This is a genomic window from Hyphomicrobiales bacterium (genome assembly GCA_002869065.1).
Lineage (GTDB): Bacteria > Pseudomonadota > Alphaproteobacteria > Rhizobiales > Rhodobiaceae > Rhodobium.
Genome location: PKTR01000006.1, coordinates 161,657 through 179,700, shown reverse-complemented (window position 1 = coordinate 179,700; position 18,044 = coordinate 161,657). Strand labels below are relative to the sequence as shown.

The 18,044-nt window shown below is 63.8% G+C and carries 18 protein-coding genes; 7 read left to right on the top strand and 11 right to left on the bottom strand.

From position 1 onward, the window contains the following. Positions 1-101 precede the first annotated feature (101 nt). Entirely contained in the window at positions 102-1,076 is a 975-nt protein-coding gene (locus C0606_15935; protein ID PLX36195.1) for a hypothetical protein, read from the top strand. A 51-nt stretch (positions 1,077-1,127) separates the two neighbouring features. Here C0606_15935 and C0606_15930 read toward each other — a convergent pair whose 3' ends face one another. Continuing rightward, a complete protein-coding gene (locus C0606_15930; protein PLX36194.1) occupies positions 1,128-1,766 on the bottom strand; it encodes a hypothetical protein in 639 nt (212 codons plus the stop codon). Positions 1,767-1,854: 88 nt separating this feature from the next. Here C0606_15930 and C0606_15925 point away from each other — a divergent pair, with 88 nt between their 5' ends. Next, a complete protein-coding gene (locus tag C0606_15925) occupies positions 1,855-2,727 on the top strand; it encodes a hypothetical protein (GenBank protein PLX36193.1) in 873 nt (290 codons plus the stop codon). An 86-nt stretch (positions 2,728-2,813) separates the two neighbouring features. Beyond that, positions 2,814-3,302: a peroxiredoxin gene (locus C0606_15920; protein ID PLX36192.1), complete on the top strand. Its 489-nt coding sequence runs from the start codon at positions 2,814-2,816 to the stop codon at positions 3,300-3,302. A 69-nt stretch (positions 3,303-3,371) separates the two neighbouring features. Here C0606_15920 and C0606_15915 read toward each other — a convergent pair whose 3' ends face one another. The 7 genes from C0606_15915 to coxB all read right to left on the bottom strand — a co-directional run bounded on the left by C0606_15915 (position 3,372) and on the right by coxB (position 9,977). Further along, positions 3,372-4,175 (bottom strand): hypothetical protein, encoded by an 804-nt coding sequence (locus C0606_15915; protein PLX36191.1) that lies wholly within the window; start codon positions 4,173-4,175, stop codon positions 3,372-3,374. After that, positions 4,114-4,515, bottom strand: a complete 402-nt coding sequence (locus tag C0606_15910) for a hypothetical protein (protein PLX36190.1) — start codon at positions 4,513-4,515, stop codon at positions 4,114-4,116. Before C0606_15910 ends, C0606_15915 begins: the two co-directional genes overlap by 62 nt. A gap of 140 nt (positions 4,516-4,655) precedes the next feature. Continuing rightward, positions 4,656-5,528 (bottom strand): cytochrome c oxidase subunit 3, encoded by an 873-nt coding sequence (locus tag C0606_15905; protein ID PLX36189.1) that lies wholly within the window; start codon positions 5,526-5,528, stop codon positions 4,656-4,658. Positions 5,529-5,588: 60 nt separating this feature from the next. After that, positions 5,589-6,191 carry a cytochrome c oxidase assembly protein gene (locus tag C0606_15900; GenBank protein ID PLX36188.1) on the bottom strand — a complete coding sequence of 201 codons (603 nt, stop codon included), beginning with the start codon at positions 6,189-6,191 and terminating at the stop codon, positions 5,589-5,591. A gap of 188 nt (positions 6,192-6,379) precedes the next feature. Further along, the gene (locus C0606_15895; GenBank protein ID PLX36187.1) at positions 6,380-7,321 is read right to left on the bottom strand and encodes a protoheme IX farnesyltransferase; all 942 of its coding nucleotides are present in this window, start codon (positions 7,319-7,321) and stop codon (positions 6,380-6,382) included. Between the two features lie 175 nt (positions 7,322-7,496). After that, positions 7,497-9,074, bottom strand: a complete 1,578-nt coding sequence (gene ctaD, locus C0606_15890; GenBank protein PLX36186.1) for a cytochrome c oxidase subunit I — start codon at positions 9,072-9,074, stop codon at positions 7,497-7,499. An 81-nt stretch (positions 9,075-9,155) separates the two neighbouring features. After that, positions 9,156-9,977 carry a cytochrome c oxidase subunit II gene (coxB, locus tag C0606_15885; GenBank protein ID PLX36378.1) on the bottom strand — a complete coding sequence of 274 codons (822 nt, stop codon included), beginning with the start codon at positions 9,975-9,977 and terminating at the stop codon, positions 9,156-9,158. A gap of 494 nt (positions 9,978-10,471) precedes the next feature. Between coxB and C0606_15880 the strand changes: the two genes are divergently transcribed. The 4 genes from C0606_15880 (at position 10,472) to C0606_15865 (ending at position 14,854) form a co-directional block, all read left to right on the top strand. Further along, on the top strand, positions 10,472-11,008 hold the full coding sequence (locus tag C0606_15880) for an invasion-associated locus B family protein (protein PLX36185.1): 537 nt from the start codon (positions 10,472-10,474) through the stop codon (positions 11,006-11,008). Positions 11,009-11,206: 198 nt separating this feature from the next. Continuing rightward, entirely contained in the window at positions 11,207-11,416 is a 210-nt protein-coding gene (locus C0606_15875; GenBank protein ID PLX36184.1) for a hypothetical protein, read from the top strand. After that, entirely contained in the window at positions 11,403-12,836 is a 1,434-nt protein-coding gene (locus tag C0606_15870) for a metalloprotease TldD (GenBank protein ID PLX36183.1), read from the top strand. Before C0606_15875 ends, C0606_15870 begins: the two co-directional genes overlap by 14 nt. 161 nt (positions 12,837-12,997) lie before the next feature. Then, positions 12,998-14,854, top strand: coding sequence for a potassium transporter TrkA (locus tag C0606_15865; protein PLX36182.1), 1,857 nt, complete (start codon positions 12,998-13,000; stop codon positions 14,852-14,854). 9 nt (positions 14,855-14,863) lie between these two features. Here the strand turns inward: C0606_15865 and C0606_15860 are convergent, their stop codons facing one another. The 3 genes from C0606_15860 to C0606_15850 form a co-directional block, all read right to left on the bottom strand. Then, positions 14,864-15,784: a patatin gene (locus C0606_15860; protein ID PLX36181.1), complete on the bottom strand. Its 921-nt coding sequence runs from the start codon at positions 15,782-15,784 to the stop codon at positions 14,864-14,866. Between the two features lie 201 nt (positions 15,785-15,985). Next, positions 15,986-17,071: a phosphotransferase family protein gene (locus C0606_15855; GenBank protein PLX36180.1), complete on the bottom strand. Its 1,086-nt coding sequence runs from the start codon at positions 17,069-17,071 to the stop codon at positions 15,986-15,988. A 14-nt stretch (positions 17,072-17,085) separates the two neighbouring features. Next, positions 17,086-18,009, bottom strand: a complete 924-nt coding sequence (locus C0606_15850) for an alpha/beta hydrolase (GenBank protein PLX36179.1) — start codon at positions 18,007-18,009, stop codon at positions 17,086-17,088. Between the last annotated feature and the right edge of the window lie 35 nt (positions 18,010-18,044).

Below are 18,044 nucleotides of genomic sequence, written 5' to 3'. Positions count from 1 at the left end.
TACGTATACTGCTTTTTTCCATAAAATCGGCGTAACACCGTTGATTTCTCAACGGTATCACGCAAGTTCTGTTGATAGACCAATGCCAGAAGGAGCTACCGATGCCGCGTGTACATGCCGCCGAATTTGACGATATGGACACGACGAGTGTCGCCGACTGGGGCGACCGCATCCAGTCGATGACCTTCGACCGGCATCAGCCGGGCAAGCTCTACTACGACTTTTCCGGTGGCTTCATAACCATTACCGGCGACTTCCCGACGATCGACGGCAACGAGACACCGGATGACTATCCAAGTTCGACGCCGGTCACCGCGGTGCAGATTCTGAGCATCTTCGGCATCACCGGCTATTCGATCTACGAGCTCGATACGACGCTCGGCGAGGTAATGGCGAGCGAGACGATCTTCGATCTGCTGTCGCCATCGGAAAACATCCGCGCCTATGGCAGCGTGGCCGGCGACCTGATGACCGGCACCGCGAACGGCGACTATTTCCGGGCGGAAGGCGGCAACGACACGGTTCGCGGCGGCGGCGGCAACGACACGCTCATCGGCAATGGCGACGGCGACCTGCTGGCCGGTCAGAGCGGGCACGACCGCATCTTCGGCGGCGGCGGCAACGACACCATGCTCGGCGCCGGCCAGTCAGACACGCTCATCGGCGGCAACGGCAGAGACAGCCTCGTTGGCGGGTTCGGCAATGACAAGCTCGTCGGCGGCAAGCACAACGACACACTCGTCGGCGGCGGCAATCAGGATACGCTGACCGGGAACGCGGGCAACGACATCTTTGACTTCAACAGCCTGCGTGACTCGCGCCCGCATCCGAGCAAGCGTGACCTCATCACCGACTTCAAGCCGGGTACGGACAAGATCGACATTTCCGATATCGTTGATCGTCTCAATCTTCAGAATTTCGACCCGATGGACGCCGTGGTGCGATCCAAAAAGGCGGTTATCGACGGCAAGAAGACGACCATCTACACGTTCGATATGGACGACAACGGCAAGGTCGATTTCACGCTTGAATTCCGGGGCTACAAGACCCTCGACGCCGACGACTTCCTGGTCTGAGGCAGGCCTCGGCGTCATCATCTGAAGTGGATCTGGACGGGGAGCCCGCGCTCAGGCGTGGCCGGCGTCGCTCGACAGCATGGCCGGCTCGATGCCAAGCCGGCGGAGCGCGCGATCATATTTGGTCTCGAGGTCGCGGCCGAAGATCAGTTCCATGTCGGCGGGGCAGTTGAGCCAGCCGTTCTCCTGCATCTCCGCCTCGAGCTGGCCGGGCGCCCAGCCGGCATAGCCGAGCGCCAGGATGGCGTTGTGCGGCCCGTGTCCGTCGGCAATTGCTTTCAGGATCTCCAGCGTTGCGGTCAGGCAGATGCCTTCGTCGATCGGCAGTGTCGCATTGTCGGAGTAGTAGTCGGCAGAATGCAGCACGAAACCGCGCCCGGTCTCGACCGGACCACCGCGATGAACGCGCATGCCGCTTGCTTCCGCGGGCAGGCGGATCTGTTCGTCCTCGGGAATGATGTCAAGCTGGATCAGCAGCTCGGAAAACGACACCTGATCGGAGAGCTGGTTGAGGATGATTCCCATGGCGCCATCCTCGGAATGGGCGCAGACATAGACGAGGCTGCGGGCAAAGCGCGGATCCTCCATTCCCGGCATGGCAATGAGAATCTGTCCGCCGAGATAGTCCTTATCCGGGTTGGCCTCAAACACCGTATCCACCTGTCTGTTTCCACCCCCAAACAACCGCATTCGTTCGAGATCTGGAATCGTACTCTTTCGATCGCCATTTGTTAATGCGTAATGGCGTCCGCATTGCGACGCCGGGCTTCACGCGCAAATGATGATGCGAGAGCGGACAACGGAAATGGATCGCGCTAAAACACTGTCCATGAAGACACCTGCACTGTTCGCCGTCTTGGCGGTTGTGAGCTTTTCGATGTCCGCGCCGGCATCGGCCGCTTCCTCATCGTGGTCGGATGCGATGGGCGCGCGCATGCGCGTGATCGCGCCGGGCGGACCGCCGGCTGCCGACGGCAGCCAGACCATTGGGCTCGAAATCGAGCTCGAACCGGGTTGGAAGACCTATTGGCGCTCGCCCGGCGATTCCGGCGTTCCGCCCTATTTCGACCATTCCGCTTCCGCCAACATCGCCGATCTGCAGATCGACTGGCCGGCGCCGCATCGCTTCGACGATTCCGGCGGCATGTCGGTCGGCTACAAGAGCTCCGTTGTTCTGCCGATCACCATCAAACCACAAAGCGCGGCACTGCCGGTGCTTTTGACGCTGTCGGTCGATTACGGCGTGTGCAAGGAGATCTGCGTGCCGGCGAGCGGCACCGCCAAGCTGGTGCTCGGCCGCAATCTCGCGGCGGACGCGGAAGCCAGCGCGACACTGGCTCGCTATCAGGAGAAGGTGCCTGCGGACGCCGGTCCCGATCTCGCGGTGACCGCGGTTGCCGCCAAAGAGCGCCAGTCGCTAACCATCGAAACGCGGCTTGCCGACGTAAGCGCCGACAGCGACCTGTTCGTCGAGGGCCCGGAAAGCTGGTACTTCCCGGCGCCGAAGAAGACGGCCGAAAAAGACGGCACCGTGACATGGACCCTGCCGCTCGACGGCGTGCCCCAGGACGCCAGTCTGTCGGGTACGGAACTGACCCTCACACTGGTCAACGGCCAGCGGGCAGTGGAACAGAAATGGCGTCTCGACTGAGGCCGACCTCTCCCCTATCTGTCTTTCCTGACACTGCAAATGCGATACCGCCGCACATTGCGGCGCAATTCTGAGGACATCGAAGCATGACCATCAAAGTGGGCGACCACCTTCCCGAGGCGACCTTCAACATCATGGGTCTGGACGGTCCGACGACCCTGTCGAGCGCGGACCTGTTCGCTGGCAAGACCGTGGTTCTGTTCGCCATTCCCGGCGCCTTCACGCCGACCTGCCACCGCAACCACCTGCCCGGCTTCCTGGAGAATTTCGACACGATCCTTTCCAAGGGCGTCGACACGGTTGCCTGCGTTTCCGTCAACGACGCCTTCGTTATGGGGGCCTGGGGCGAGAACACCGGCGCCAATGGCAAGATCCTGATGCTTGCTGACGGTTCGGCCGCCTTCACCAAAGCGATCGGCATGGATGTGGATCTGTCGGAGCGCGGCTTCGGTGTCCGCTCGCAGCGCTATTCGATGCTGGTCGAGGATGGCGTGGTGAAATCGCTCAACGTCGAGCCGGCGGCCGGACAGGCGGTCGTGTCGGGTGCGGCTGCGCTGCTCGAACAGCTCGGCTGAACCTCGACCAGCCAATTTGGAAAATGCGGGCGGCTATTTGCCGCCCGTTTCTTTTGAGCGTCTTGTTACTCAGGCGTCCGTCTTTTCGGGCCCGCGCCAAGCTTTCCACATGAAGGCGCCGTAGACGCCGACGAGCGTCAGCGCGAGGCCGTACCATGTGATCGCGTAGCCGAGATGCTTGTTCGGCAGTTCGACGCGGGTGGTGCCGCCTCGTGGCCAGCCGCCGCGTATCTCGGTCGCCTTGGCATCGAGGAAGAACGGCACCAGCGTCTCCGCGTTCGGATCATAGCCAGCCGCCGTCGCCATTTCGGCAAGGCTCGGCCAGTAGTACGCGTTGCCGGCGACGTCGTTGTCGGGCACGAAGCTGTTCGGTTTTTCCTTTGGCGCGGCGCGGGCGAGACCGACCAGACCGACGATGCCCGGCAGCTGGCCCTGCGGACGGGTTGCCGGGTCCTTCACCGCATCGGCGACGAAGCCGCGATTGATGAACACGACTTTGCCGTCCTCGGTCTCGAGCGGCGTGTAGACGTTCCAGCCCGGCCCCTCGGTCGACGGCGCATAGTAATATTGTTCCTTGTCGTGGTGGAACGTGCCGGCGACATGGACAGGGAGGTACTCGATCTCGCCGTCGACACGCCAGCGGTCGAGCGCTTCCTCAAGCGGAACAGGCTCGGCCTCGGCGCGCATGGCGATCGTGGAGATGAGGCCTTCCTTCCAGGCGAGCCGACGCATCTGCCAATTGCCGAGCGATATCAGGATCGCAAGTGCAATCAGCGCCAGAACCGTCAGGATAAGGTGCGACTTCCCCAGATTACGCAGTGTCGCCATCGTCGTGGTCGTCTCCAAGCCGCCCCTCGCGTGCCCGGTTGACATATTGCAGCGCGATCGTGATCCCCTTCAAGGGTCTCAAAAGTCCAAGCGACAGGATCAGAATGAGCGGGATCCACAGCACCATATGCAGCCAGATCGGCGGTTGATAGGACAACTCTACCATCAACGCCAGCCCGACGACGATGAAGCCGACGATGAACATGATGAAAACGGCGGGCCCGTCGGCGGAATCGACGAAACCGAAGTCAAGTCCGCAGGCCGGGCACTTCTTGCCTGTTTCGAGGAAACCGTCGAACAAGGGGCCATCGCCGCAGCGCGGGCAGCGGCCCTTCAGACCGGTGCTGAAGGGCGAAAGTTCGGGATAGTGCCTGTCGTCGCTCATCGGGTCCTCCCGGGATCGCTCCCCGACCTCTGGAAATCATAGAAAGGGCCGGACCTCGGCAAGGTCCGGCCCTTCGCTGTCGTTCCACCTTGTCGGCGTGGGGTCGGCGCGCGGGGGATCGCCGACCAAGCCGTCTGTCGTCAGTGGGCCGCGGTCGCGCCGGCGCCCCAGACGTAGATGAAGGTGAACAGGAACAGCCACACCACGTCGACGAAGTGCCAGTACCAAGCGGCCGCCTCGAAGCCGAAATGCTCCTTCGGCGTGAAGTGGCCACGCACCGCGCGGATCAGGCAGACCAGCAGGAAGATGGTGCCGATGATGACATGGGCGCCATGGAAGCCGGTCGCCATGAAGAAGGTGGCGCCGTAGATGTTGCCGGAATAGGCGAAAGCGGCCTCGGAATACTCCACACCCTGAACGAAGGTGAACAGCAGGCCGAGTGCGACGGTCAGCATCAGACCCCACTTCAGGCCGTTGCGATCATTGTGCAGCAGGGCGTGGTGCGCCCAGGTGACGGTCGTGCCCGAGGTCAGCAGGATGATCGTGTTGAACAGCGGCAGGTGCCACGGATCGAAGGTATGGATGCCCTGCGGCGGCCATTCGCCGCCGGTGAAGGCGCTGCGGGTCGCCTGGATGGCTTCACCGGAATAGAGCGCGGCGTCGAAATAGGCCCAGAACCAGGCCACGAAGAACATCACTTCCGAGGCGATGAACAGGATCATGCCGTAGCGCAGATGGAGCTGGACGACCGGCGTGTGGAAGCCGGTCTGGCCTTCCTTGATGGTGTCCCGCCACCACACGAACATGGTGTAGAGCACGATCAGCATGCCGATGACGAAGACGCCCCAGCCGGTGAAATCGAGACCGAAGACGGAGAACGTCTCACCGATATTCCATTTCATCAGGCCGATCGCGCCGAGCGCCAGAACAAAGGCGCCGAGCGAAGCCAGGAACGGCCAGGGGCTCGGATCGACGAGGTGATAATCGTGGTTCTTCGTGTGTGCCTCAGCCATGGGTCTTTCCCCGCTTTTTTGGTTCTTGGCTCGGAGCCGCCGCAACGGCCCGCTTTCCGGTCAAAGCTGCTGTTTCGTCCGCGCCTTGTCGTCGACACGCGCCGCGACCGGCTTGTTGGCCGGCGGGTCGGTCGGGAACATGGTGTAGGACAGGGTGATGGTCTTGATGTGATCGAGTTTCGGATCCTCGGCGATCGCCGGGTCGACAAAGAAGGTCACGCCCATATCGGCGCTTTCGCCGGCCGCCAGCGACTGCTCGGTGAAGCAGAAGCAGTCGATCTTGGAGAAATAGGGGCCCGCCTCGAACGGCGTGACGTTGAATGTCGCGGTGCCCCAGGTGCGGGCATCGGCCTTGCTGACCGCCTTGTAGAACGCGGTGCCGGTCTCGCCGACCTTGAGTGTGAGCGAACCGGCTTCGGGCTTCAGCGACCAGGGCAGCTTCTGCGCCACATTGGCATCGAAGCGAATGGTGATCGTGCGGTCGATCGGCGCGACCGGGGTTGCCTCGGCGCGCTGGGTCGTGCCGCCATACCCGGTGACGCTGCAGAAAAGCTGGTACAGCGGCACGGCGGCATAGGCCGCGCCGACCATGGTGGCGACGAACACCACACAGGCGACGGCGATGATCGCGTTACTGTTGCTGCTGCGGGCTGCTTTGCTCACCGGCGATCTCCTAAAGCGGCCGGTCGAGGACGCCGGGGCCCATCTTGAAGATGGTCACGACGTAGAACAGGACGACGAGGCCGGCGAGCGCCAGCCCGATCGCGATTGAGCGGTTGCGGCGGCGACGCTTCTGTTCGTCGGTAAGGCGGATACCGTCTTCGCTCATGGTTGTGTCCATCATCGTCACCTCACGCGCCCGCGCCGAAGCCGAGCAGATGCTCGGTGGCCAGCGTGGCGAACAGAAGGAACAGGTAGAAGATCGAGAAGGTGAAAAGCCGGATCGCGGCGCGGCGTTCTGCGTCCGCGTCGTCACCGGCCTGCAGCACATTGTAGGCAAGGCCAAGGAAGACGGCGCCGAGCACGGCGGCGACGCAGCCATAGGCGATGCCCGCCGGGCCGATCAGCGCCGGCAGGATGCCGACCGGAACGAGCGCCAGCGAATAGGCGAAGATGTGGCGGCGGGTCGAGGCGCGGCCGGCGACCACCGGCAACATCGGCACACCGGCGCGCTGATAGTCGCCCGACTTGAACAGCGACAGCGCCCAGAAATGCGGCGGCGTCCACATGAAGATCAGCAGGAACAGCGCCAGGCTCTCGACCGAGATCGAGCCGGTCATGGCGACCCAGCCGATCACCGGCGGCAGCGCGCCGGAAGCACCTCCGATGACGATGTTCTGCGGCGTCGAGCGCTTCAGCCACATCGTGTAGACGGCGACGTAGAAGAAGATGGTGAAGGCGAGCAGCCCTGCGGCAAGCCAGCCGGCGACGAGGCCGAGCACCAGTACGGAGCCGAGCGACAGCGTCATGCCGAAGGCGAGCGCTTCCTCGCGCGTCATGCGGCCGGCCGGGATCGGCCGGTTGGCGGTGCGCGACATGACCGCGTCGATGTCGGAATCGAACCACATGTTGAGCGCGCCCGAAGCGCCGGCGCCGATGGCGATGCACGTCAGCGAGATTGCGGCCAGAACCGGATGACTGTGCGTCGGCGCGACAATCATGCCGACGAAAGCGGTGAAGATAACGAGGGACATGACGCGCGGCTTCATGAGGGCCATGAAGTCGCCGACGGTTGCCATGCCGCCAGTCCAGGCAAGCTCGGTGTCGAGGTCTTTCGTTTCGATGTACGCCATCGTTACGCGGTTTCCTTCCCTGTATGCGATCGCCGCGGCCTGTTTGTCCGGCTCGTCTCGCGATCGTTCAGCGATCTCTCGCTGACCAAGAGAGCGGCCGGCCCCTCAACCGGCCGCTCACTTTCACCTGCACCGTTACCGTCGTCCCCGGCGCAGGCTCCCCCCAACTGCCGCGCTATTTGATGCGCGGCAGGGTTTCGAACTGATGGAACGGCGGCGGCGACGTGAGCGTCCACTCCAGCGTCGTTGCGCCTTCGCCCCACGGGTTGTCACCGGCCGGCTGCTTGCGGGCAAAGGCCGAGAACACGCCGATCAGGAACACGATCACGCCGGCGGCCGAGATGTAGGAGCCGATCGAGGAGATGTAGTTCCAGCCGGCAAAGGCGTCCGGATAGTCGGCGTAGCGGCGCGGCATGCCGGCAAGGCCGAGGAAATGCTGCGGGAAGAACACCAGGTTGACGCCGATGAAGGTCAGCCAGAAGTGCAGCTTGCCGAGGAACTCGGAGTAGCGGTAGCCGAACATCTTCGGGAACCAGTAGTACCAGCCGGCGAAGATGCCGAAGGTGGCGCCCATCGACATGGTGTAGTGGAAGTGCGCGACCACGTAGTAGGTGTCGTGCAGCGCCCGATCGAGGCCGGCATTGGCGAGCTGCACACCCGTCACGCCGCCGATGGTGAACAGGAAGATGAAGCCAACCGCCCAAAGCATCGGGGTGCGCATGGTGATCGAGCCGCCCCACATCGTGGCGATCCAGGAGAAGATCTTCACGCCGGTCGGCACCGCGATGACCATCGTGGCGAACAGGAAGTAGGCCTGCGTGTCGACGTCGAGGCCGACCGTGTACATGTGGTGGGCCCAGACGATGAAGCCGACCACGCCGATCGCGACCATGGCGTAGGCCATGCCGATGTAGCCGAAGATCGGCTTCTTGGAGAAGGTCGAGACGATGTGGCTGATGATGCCGAAGGCCGGCAGGATCAGGATGTACACTTCCGGGTGACCGAAGAACCAGAACAGGTGCTGGTAAAGGATCGGATCACCGCCGCCGGCCGGATCGAAGAAGGTCGTGCCGAAGTTGCGGTCGGTCAGAAGCATGGTGATGGCGCCCGCCAGGACCGGAAGCGACAAGAGCAGCAGGAAGGCGGTGACCAGCACGGACCAGACGAACAGCGGCATCTTGTGCAGCGTCATGCCCGGAGCGCGCATGTTGAAGATGGTGGTGATGAAGTTGATGGCGCCGAGGATCGACGACACGCCGGCGATATGCAGCGCAAAGATCGCAAGGTCGACGGCCGGTCCCGGGCTGCCGCTGGTCGACAGCGGTGCGTAGACCGTCCAACCCGTGCCGGCGCCGCCAACGAACAGCGACAGAACCAACAGCGTGAACGAAAACGGCAGCAGCCAGAACGAGATGTTGTTCATGCGCGGGAACGCCATGTCCGGCGCGCCGATCATGATCGGCATGAACCAGTTGGCGAAGCCGCCCATCAGGCCCGGCATGATCATGAAGAACACCATGACGAGGCCGTGCGCGGTGACAAAGGCGTTGAACATGTGCGCGTCGCCGAAGATCTGCATCCCCGGTTCCTGCAGCTCCATGCGCATGGCGATCGACAGGATGCCGCCGACGATGCCGGCAACGATCGAGAAGATCAGGTACATCGTGCCGATGTCTTTGTGATTGGTCGAATAGACGTAGCGACGCCATCCCGTGGGGTGATCGTGGCCTGCGTGTGCTGCAGCATCCGCCATCGGTTATCTCCCTTTATTCCCCGGCGCGCCGGCTTTTTCGCGGGCTGCGCCTGAATCTTGAGTGTTGGATCGAAGCGGGCGTTAGCGCTGCGCGATTTCGACCGTTTTCTTGTCGGCGGCGATGGCCGCGGCGAGCTGTTCGTAAGCACCCTCGAGGTCGTCCTTCGCAGCCGCTGCCCAGGCTTCGAACTGCTCCGGGGTGACGACGCGGATCGCGATCGGCATGAAGGCGTGGTTGGTACCGCACAGTTCCGAGCACTGGCCGTAGTAGACGCCGGGCTCGCGGGCCATGAACCAGGTCTCGTTGAGACGGCCCGGAACGGCGTCGACCTTCACGCCGAAGGCCGGCATGGCGAAGGAGTGAATGACGTCGGCGGCGGTGACCTGAACGCGGATGACCTTGCCGGCGGGAACGACCATGTCGCTGTCGACGGCGAGCAGACGCGGCACGTCCTTCTCGGTCAGGCCCTTGGCGGCGATCTTGTCGGCGCGCTCGGCGTCATCGAGCATGACGGAATCGAACGACAGGCCGGCATATTTCTCATCCGGGTACTCGTAACCCCAGTACCACTGGTAGCCGACCACCTTGACGGTCATGTCGGCCTCGGGGATCTCGAGCTGCTTGTAGAGCAGGCGGAAGGACGGGATCGCAATGACGACGAGGATGATGATCGGGATCACCGTCCAGGCGACTTCCAGCATCGTGTGGTGCGTCGTGCGCGACGGATTCGGGTTGGCCGAAGCACGGAAGCGGATCAGGCAGATCGCCAGCAGGATGGTGACGAAGATGGTGATCACCGTGATGATCCAGAACGTGAAGCTCTCGAACCAGGTGATGTCGTCCATGATCTCGGTGACCGAGGGCTGCAGGCTGGCCTGCCACGGCTCCGGCTGAGCTGCCATCGCTACCGCCGGCAACAGCAGCGCTGCGACAAGCGCGAGAAGCTTGGTTGCTGCGAGGAAACCCGTAGATCTCTTGACCACGTTCGAATTCCTTCCCTTGTTTTTCTTCTTCCCGGTTTGGCCGCCCCCCTGGCAGCCTTGCGCGCAGATGTCGCACTGAAACCGGGTATCTTTCGACCCGAGAGTTGATCTATATCAATTTCGCCTCCGATAAAAACCGGAAATCCGTCCCTTGTGCAAGCCGTCTTTCGTAAAAGGCGGGGTCTGCGCACGCGCCTTCCACAGGCTCCTGCAGGGTGAACTTTCGAGAAACTGCGACGCCTGCCCTCAGTCCGCCGCAATGGCGAAGACAATGACGAAATTCGCGTTGATTGAGGAAAATCCGGGCGTAACGTATCGGTAGGCCCCGTCAGGGCTGGAACAATCGATCGATTTCAGGCACCTATGGGGCGTTTCGGCTGCGAATCGTGGCCGAACGGGCCGGTTGTGTTGATGTGGAGCTCGTCGTGATCGACTTCAGAGTGTTCGTGCGGAGTGCAGCCGCGTTGTGCGCCGCCATTGTCCTTTCGACCGTTGCGGTCATTCCCGGACCCGCCCTCGCGCAGGGTAAGGTACAGTCCGTGCATGGCGACTGGCAGATCCGCTGCGACACCCCGCCGGGTGCCCAGAGCGAGCAGTGTGCGCTGATCCAGAATGTCACCGCGGAAGACCGCGAGAATGTCGGCCTGTCCGTCATCGCGCTCAAGACCGCGGATCAAAAGGCCAAGATTCTCCGCGTGTTGGCGCCGCTCGGCGTGCTCCTGCCGTCAGGGCTGGGGCTGCGCATCGACGACGCCGATGTCGGCCGCGCCGGCTTCGTGCGCTGCCTGCCGAATGGCTGCATAGCGGAAGTGATCCTGCAGGACGAGTTGATCGAGAAGCTGAAGAAGGGCGGGCTCGCCACCTTCATCATCTTCCAGACGCCGGAAGAAGGGATCGGCATTCCGATCTCTCTCGAGGGCTTCGGTGAAGGCTTCGACGCCCTGCCGTGATCGTCTGAAGACGGTCGCCACCACCGACATCTGAAATGATGCCCGCGGCGCCCCGGCGCCGCGTTTCTTTTTGCCCAAAGCGGATAATTTTCACGCGCGCCCGGACGGTACAATCGGTGCCCTGAACGGTATCCGGTAGACCCCTACTGCGACAATATGTCCTATCTTCGTAGTGACGGGATTCCGGCCTGTGCCACCATGACGCCCCGTTCGGGATACCGCGAATCGGGAATCGGCTACACGAAGGCGGCGATCGAGCTTCTGCAGCAAATTTCAGCCGGCTCTCGGCATCCGGGTCCATTCGCCTATATAAGGGACAACGAACCGGCGCCCGGCGCCGGCGCCGAACCGACAGACGGCTGCAATGGCCGGCAGAAAAAGGACTTCCCGCCCAATGTCCGAGCGTAACGACTCCCCTCTCGACCTCATTCAATCCGCCGGGCTCGATGCGTCGCGCGTCGAAGCGATCACCGCGGACGCGCTGAAGGGCGCCGATGACGGAGAGCTGTTCCTGGAATATCGCCAGTCGGAAGCGCTGCTGTTCGACAACGGGCGGCTGAAATCGGCCAGTTTCGACACGGCACAGGGCTTCGGCCTGCGCGCGGTTGCCGACGAGGCGGTCGGCTACGCCCATTCCGACGAGATGACCGAGGCCTCGCTGAAACGCGCCGCTGACGCCGTGCAGGCAGTCAAGCGCGGTTACAACGGCACCTACGCCGCACCGCCGGCCCGCACCAACCGGGCACTCTATGGCGACGTCAATCCGATCGGCTCGCCGGCCTTCGAGGACAAGGTGAAGCTGCTGCAGACGATCGATGCCTATGCCCGCGACCGCGATCCCCGGGTGCGGCAGGTCTCGGTGTCGCTCGCCGGCTCGTGGCAGGTGGTCGATATCTTGCGCGCCGACGGCCATCGCGTGCGCGACGTGCGCCCCTTGGTGCGGCTTAACGTGTCGATCGTCGCGGGCGACGATGCGCGCCAGGAATCGGGCAGCTACGGCACCGGCGGCCGCGAGGGTTTCGAGACGTTTCTGACCGAAGAAAGCTGGCAAAGCTGCACCGACGAGGCGCTGCGCCAGGCGCTCGTCAATCTCGACGCGGTACCGGCGCCGGCTGGTGAACTCGACGTCGTGCTCGGCTCCGGCTGGCCCGGCATCCTGCTGCATGAGGCGGTCGGCCACGGACTCGAGGGCGATTTCATCCGCAAGGGCGAGTCGGCCTTTGCCGGACTGCTCGGCCAGCGCGTCGCCTCGCCCGGCGTTACCGTGATCGACGACGGCACGATGATGGCGCGGCGCGGCTCGCTCAGCATCGACGATGAAGGCACGCCGACCTCGGAAACCGTGCTGATCGAGGACGGCATCCTCAAGGGCTTCATGCAGGACCGGCAGAATGCCCGGCTGATGGGCGTTTCCCCGACCGGCAACGGACGGCGGCAATCCTTTGCACACGCGCCGATGCCGCGAATGACCAACACCTTCATGCTGAAAGGCGACAAGAGCCACGACGAGATCATTTCGTCGGTGAAGAAGGGTCTCTATGCGGCATCCTTCGGCGGCGGCCAGGTCGACATCACGTCGGGCAAGTTCGTGTTCTCCTGCACCGAGGCCTATCTGATCGAGGACGGCAAGCTCGGCGCGCCGGTCAAGGGCGCAATGCTGATCGGCAACGGGCCGGACGCGCTCACCCGGGTGTCGATGATCGGCGACGACATGGCGCTCGATCCGGGCATCGGCACCTGCGGCAAGGGCGGCCAGAGCGTTCCCGCCGGCGTCGGCCAGCCGACGCTTCGGATCGACGCGATGACCGTCGGTGGCACCGGGGCGTAGACGCCGACAAGGTACGGAAAGCCCCGAAACTGGCTTTCTAAACACCTATAATCTATACTCTTTCCTGAAAGATTCCGGTCCGGTCGAACGTTTTGCAGCGCGACCGGACGCGGTGTGCGTCGTTTCCCTTGCGACCAACCGCCAACAACCCGCACGGCACCATGGAACACGGACATACAACTGCGTTTTATGCCCACACGCTGGTGCTGCTCGGCGCGGCGGTCATCGCCGTGCCGGTTTTCAAGCGGCTCGGGCTCGGCTCAGTGCTCGGCTATCTGGCCGCCGGCGTGGTGGTCGGTCCGTTCGTGCTGCAGATCTTCGCCGACCCGCAGGAAATTCTACAATTCGCCGAACTCGGCGTCGTCTTCTTCCTGTTCCTGATCGGCCTTGAGCTGAAGCCGTCGCGGCTGTGGTCGATGCGGCACGACATCTTCGGGCTCGGGACGTTGCAGGTCGTGGTGAGCGCCGCTCTGCTCTCGTCCTGCGCCCACTATTTCGGACTGTCGTGGAAAATCGCCGTCATTGCCGGCTTCGGGCTGGCGCTTTCGTCGACCGCATTCGTCATGCAGATCCTCGAAGAACACAACGAAATGAGCACGCCGCACGGGCACAAGTCCATCGCGATCCTCTTGCTGCAGGACCTAGCGATCGTTCCGCTGCTGGCGCTCGTTGCCTTTCTTGCCCCCGGAGGTGGGGAAGCCTCAAGTTCGATGCCGGGCTATGTGACGGCGGGCCTGGCGATGGGTGCCCTCCTCATCGTGTTCGTTGCCGGCCGCTATCTGATCAATCCGGTGTTTGGGACGCTGGCCCATGCGCGTGCCCGCGAAATCATGACGGCAGCCGCCCTGTTCGTCGTGCTCGGCGCGGCCTGGCTTTTGCAGATCGCCGGATTCTCGATGGCGATGGGGGCCTTCCTTGCCGGCGTCCTGCTGGCCGAATCCTCGTTCCGGCACGAACTTGAAGCCGATATCGAACCGTTCCGCGGCATCCTGCTCGGTCTGTTCTTCATGGGCATCGGCATGACCATCGACCTTGGCCTGCTGGTAAAGGAATGGAAAACGATCATCGCCGCTGTCGGCGCGCTGATCGGCATCAAGGCGGTGGTCATCTACATCCTGACGCGCGGCTTCGGCAGCGGCCACAACGACGCGATGCGCTCGGCCATGCTGCTGCCACAGGGTGGTGAGTTCGGCTTCGTTCTGTTCGCCGCCGCGCTGGCGGCCGGCATCATGAGCCAGCAATTATCCTCGACGCTTGCGGCCATCGTCACGCTGTCGATGCTGGCGACACCGTTCACGGTCGCGTTGTCCAGGAAGCTGATCCGGCGTCCGAGAAAAGACGAGATGGAGGAAGACTTCGAGGGCGCCCAGGGATCGGTGTTCATCATCGGGTTCGGCCGCTTCGGCCAGATCGTTTCGCAGGTGCTTCTGGCGCGCGGTATCGACGTCGCCATCATCGACAACGACCCGGAACGGATCCGGGCAGCGAGCCGGTTCGGCTTCCGCATCTACTACGGCGACGGCACGCGGCTTGACGTGCTGCGTGCGGCAGGAGCGGACGAAGCAAGCATCTTCGCGGTGTGCACGGCGCGGCGTTCGGCAGACAAGGCCATTGCCCTCATCCAGGCGCACTTCCCGCTGGCGCGCATCCATGCCCGCGCCTACGACCGTGCCCACACGCTCGAACTGCGCCAGCGCAATGTGGACTTCGAACTACGCGAGACCTTCGAATCCGCGCTGCGTTTCGGCCATGAAACGCTGGTCGCGCTGGGGGAAACCTCGGACGATGCCGACGAGATGATCGAATTCATCCGCCGGCGCGACGGCGAGCGCCTGCTGATCCAGGAAGCCGACGGGTTCAATGCGGGGACGGACCTGATCCACAAGCGGCCGGTGAAACCCGAGCCGCTAACCGAGCCACATCGCCGGTCCACAGCCTTGAGCGATGAGACCGAAGTGATCGCGCGCAACGCGGAAGGCTATTCGGGCTACGAGGACGCCGAGGACGATCGAAGCTGACCGCCGTATTTACCGCTCGAACTGGAGCAGTTGCGCGGGCGCCCGTTCCGCGCTCGTCCATTCAAGCGCGTCAGCTTGCTCTGCCGCAAGGTCGCCACCCGTTTCCCAGACGTGGATCAGCCGGCCGAGGCGGCGCTTGGTTTCCTCACGCACGGGTCCGGCGGCTTTCAGGATTTCGTTGGCTTTCAGGAAGTTGAGAACGCGGAAGGCATTGATGTCCGGGCGGATGAGGATATCCGGGCGGCGGCGGCTCAGTTTCTCGCGCTGGATCGTCTGCATGAGAAGCTGGGTGGCGCCGAAGATCGACTCCGATGTCGACGGCAGCTTGCGGCGATGGTGCGGTTCGGGACCGCCAAGCACATCGACGGCGAGCACGATGTCGACATCCTCCGGCAACTTGTCGAAGGGCAGCGGATTGACCAGACCACCATCCATCATCACCCGGCCGTGGCAGGATACCGGCTTGAAGATCACCGGCAGGGCAATCGAGGCGGCAATCGACTTGCGCAGCGGACCGGTGCGCAGGTCTGCCTCGTCCCAGCCATAGAAATCGGCGGCGACGAGCGAGACCGGCATGCGCAGGTCTTCAATATTTTCCGGCAGGTTTTCCGGCAGGAACAGTTCGACGACGCGTTCGGCATCGATGCGCGCGAGCCCGCCGTTCTCGAACATCGAAAGGCCCTTGCCGCGCAGCTTCCACAGCCGCGACAGAACCTCGGTCCGGTTGTTGAACAGCTCGGTCGTGAAGGTGCGAATGTCCGCCCCGGTCATGCCGGCGCCGTAGCCGGCAGCCATGATGGCGCCGATCGACGTACCGGCGATAGCGGCCGGTACAATGCCAAGGTCATCCAGCGCTTCGAGAACCGGGATATGGGCCAGGCCGCGGGCACCGCCGCCGCCGAGTGCCAGACCGATACGAGGGGACGTCATCGCTCAAATCCTTTTGCCATCCTGGCCGAACCAGAGGATCGCGGTCGGAACGTTGCCGTCTGCCGAACCGCGACCGCATCCCGCCATGCCGACGCGAGCGGAGCACAACGATACGCCTTTTATGTGGTCAGCGCAGGAGCGCCGCGCAAGGCGACGGATCGTCGGCCGCGAGACCTGATCCACCGGGCCGGTGGCATGACGTCACGCGCCGGCTTTTTGCGCGAAGCGCCAGGCGGTCTCGGCCAGCGGGCGGACCTGATCGGCCATGGCGGCGGCGTTGGCGTTGGTTGCCGTGCCGTCGCGCACCCGCCCGACGATGCCCTGCAGGATCGCGCCGAGGCGGAAGAAATTGTAGGCGAAGTAGAAATCGATATGGGCGCCGACCACAAGGCCGGTGCGCCGCTCGTAAGCCGCGATGTAGTCGGCCAGCGCCGGAATGCCGAGCACTTCCAGATTGCAGCCGACCAGCGAGCCGACGCCGGCGCCTTCTTCCGAGGGCGGCATTTCCCACTGCATGCAGTGATAGGTGAAATCGGCGACGGGATCGCCAAGCGTCGACAGCTCCCAGTCGAGCACGGCGAGAATGCGCGGCTCGACGGCGTCGAGGATCATGTTGTCGAGCCGGAAATCGCCATGCACCAGGCGGGCAGGGTTTTCCGGCGGCAGATTGTCGGGCAGCCAGTCGATCAGCCGGTCCATCTCCGGGATCGTCTCGGTCTGCGACGCGCGATACTGCTTCGACCAGCGGGCGATCTGGCGGGCGACATAGCCTTCGGGCTTGCCGAAATCGGCGAGATCGAGCTCCACGGGATCGAAGCTGTGAAGCTGCGCCATCGCCGCGTTCATGGCGTCATAGACGGCGGCGCGCTCAATGCGGTCGGAAGCCGGCATCTCGGGCTCCCAGAACACCCGCCCGACCACCTCGTCCATCAGGTAGAACGCCGTGCCGATGACGCTGTCGTCCTCGCACAGGAGATGCACCTTCGGCACCGGGAAGCCGACCTTGCCGAGCGCTGCCATGACCCGGTATTCGCGGTCGATCGCGTGCGCGGACGGCAACAGCTTGCCGGGCGGCTTGCGACGCAGCACATAGGCTTGGTGCGGCGTGGCGACCCGATAGGTCGGATTCGACTGGCCACCCTTGAACTGGCGCACGTCGAGCGGGCCGTCGAAGCCCTCGATGCGATCGCGCAGCCAGCGTTCCAGGCGACGCTCGTCGAATTGCAGCGCCTCGGGCGTTTCGCGGGTGCCGGAAAATGCTTCCTGACGGTCGATCCGGTTGGACATTCTGCCTCTGTCGGTTACGCGGTCAAAAAGGGAATGAGATGCGCGAGCGTCGCCTGCGGATTTTCCTCGGCAACGAAATGGCCGGAATCGACCGGCGCGCCGGTGACGTTCTCGGTCCAGCGCCGCCACACGCTAAGCTGACTGTCATCCTCCGAAGCCGGCTTCGGCGCCAGACCGGTTTCGCCCCACACGGTCAACACCGGACAGGCGATGCGGCGCCCGGCGGCCTGATCGGCTTCGTCCAGTTCGCGGTCGATGCCGGCGCCCGCGCGATAATCCTCACAAACCGCATGGATGCGCTCAGGCTCGGCGAAGAAGCCGCGATAGGCGTCCAGCGCCCGCGGATCGAAGGCGGAGAGATCGCCGGCCTTGGACCAGCTTGCGATGGTGTGTTCCAGATAGGCCGCCGGCGCGCCGCCGATCAGCGTTTCGGGCATCGGCGCGGGCTGGGCAAGGAACAGCCAGTGATACATCTTCAGCCCGTAGGCGCGATCCATACGCAGCCAGTAGTCCGCCGTCGGCAGGATATCGAGGACGACGAGCCGCTCGACACGGTCGGCGTGATCGAGCGCCATGCGGTAGCCGACGCGCGCACCCCGGTCATGGCCGGCGACGGCGAAGCGGTCATGGCCGAGCGCGGACATGGCAGCGGCGATGTCGTTGCCCATGGCGCGTTTGGAATAGCCGGAGCCTTCGACGCTGTCGGCCGCGCAGTCGCTTTGCCCGTAGCCGCGCAGATCGGGGATGATGCAGGTGAAATGGCGCGCCAGTTCCGGCGCGATGCGGTGCCACATGACATGGCATTGCGGATAGCCGTGCAGCAGGACGAGCGGCGGGCCTTCCCCGCCGATACGGGCGTGAAGCGTCAGCCCATCGCCCTCAAGCCGCGTCTCAGCGAAGCCTGGAAACAGATCGCCGGGATCGCTGTCGTCCGCCATCGCTTCCCTCCCCGCGGTGCCGGTTCGACGGAATG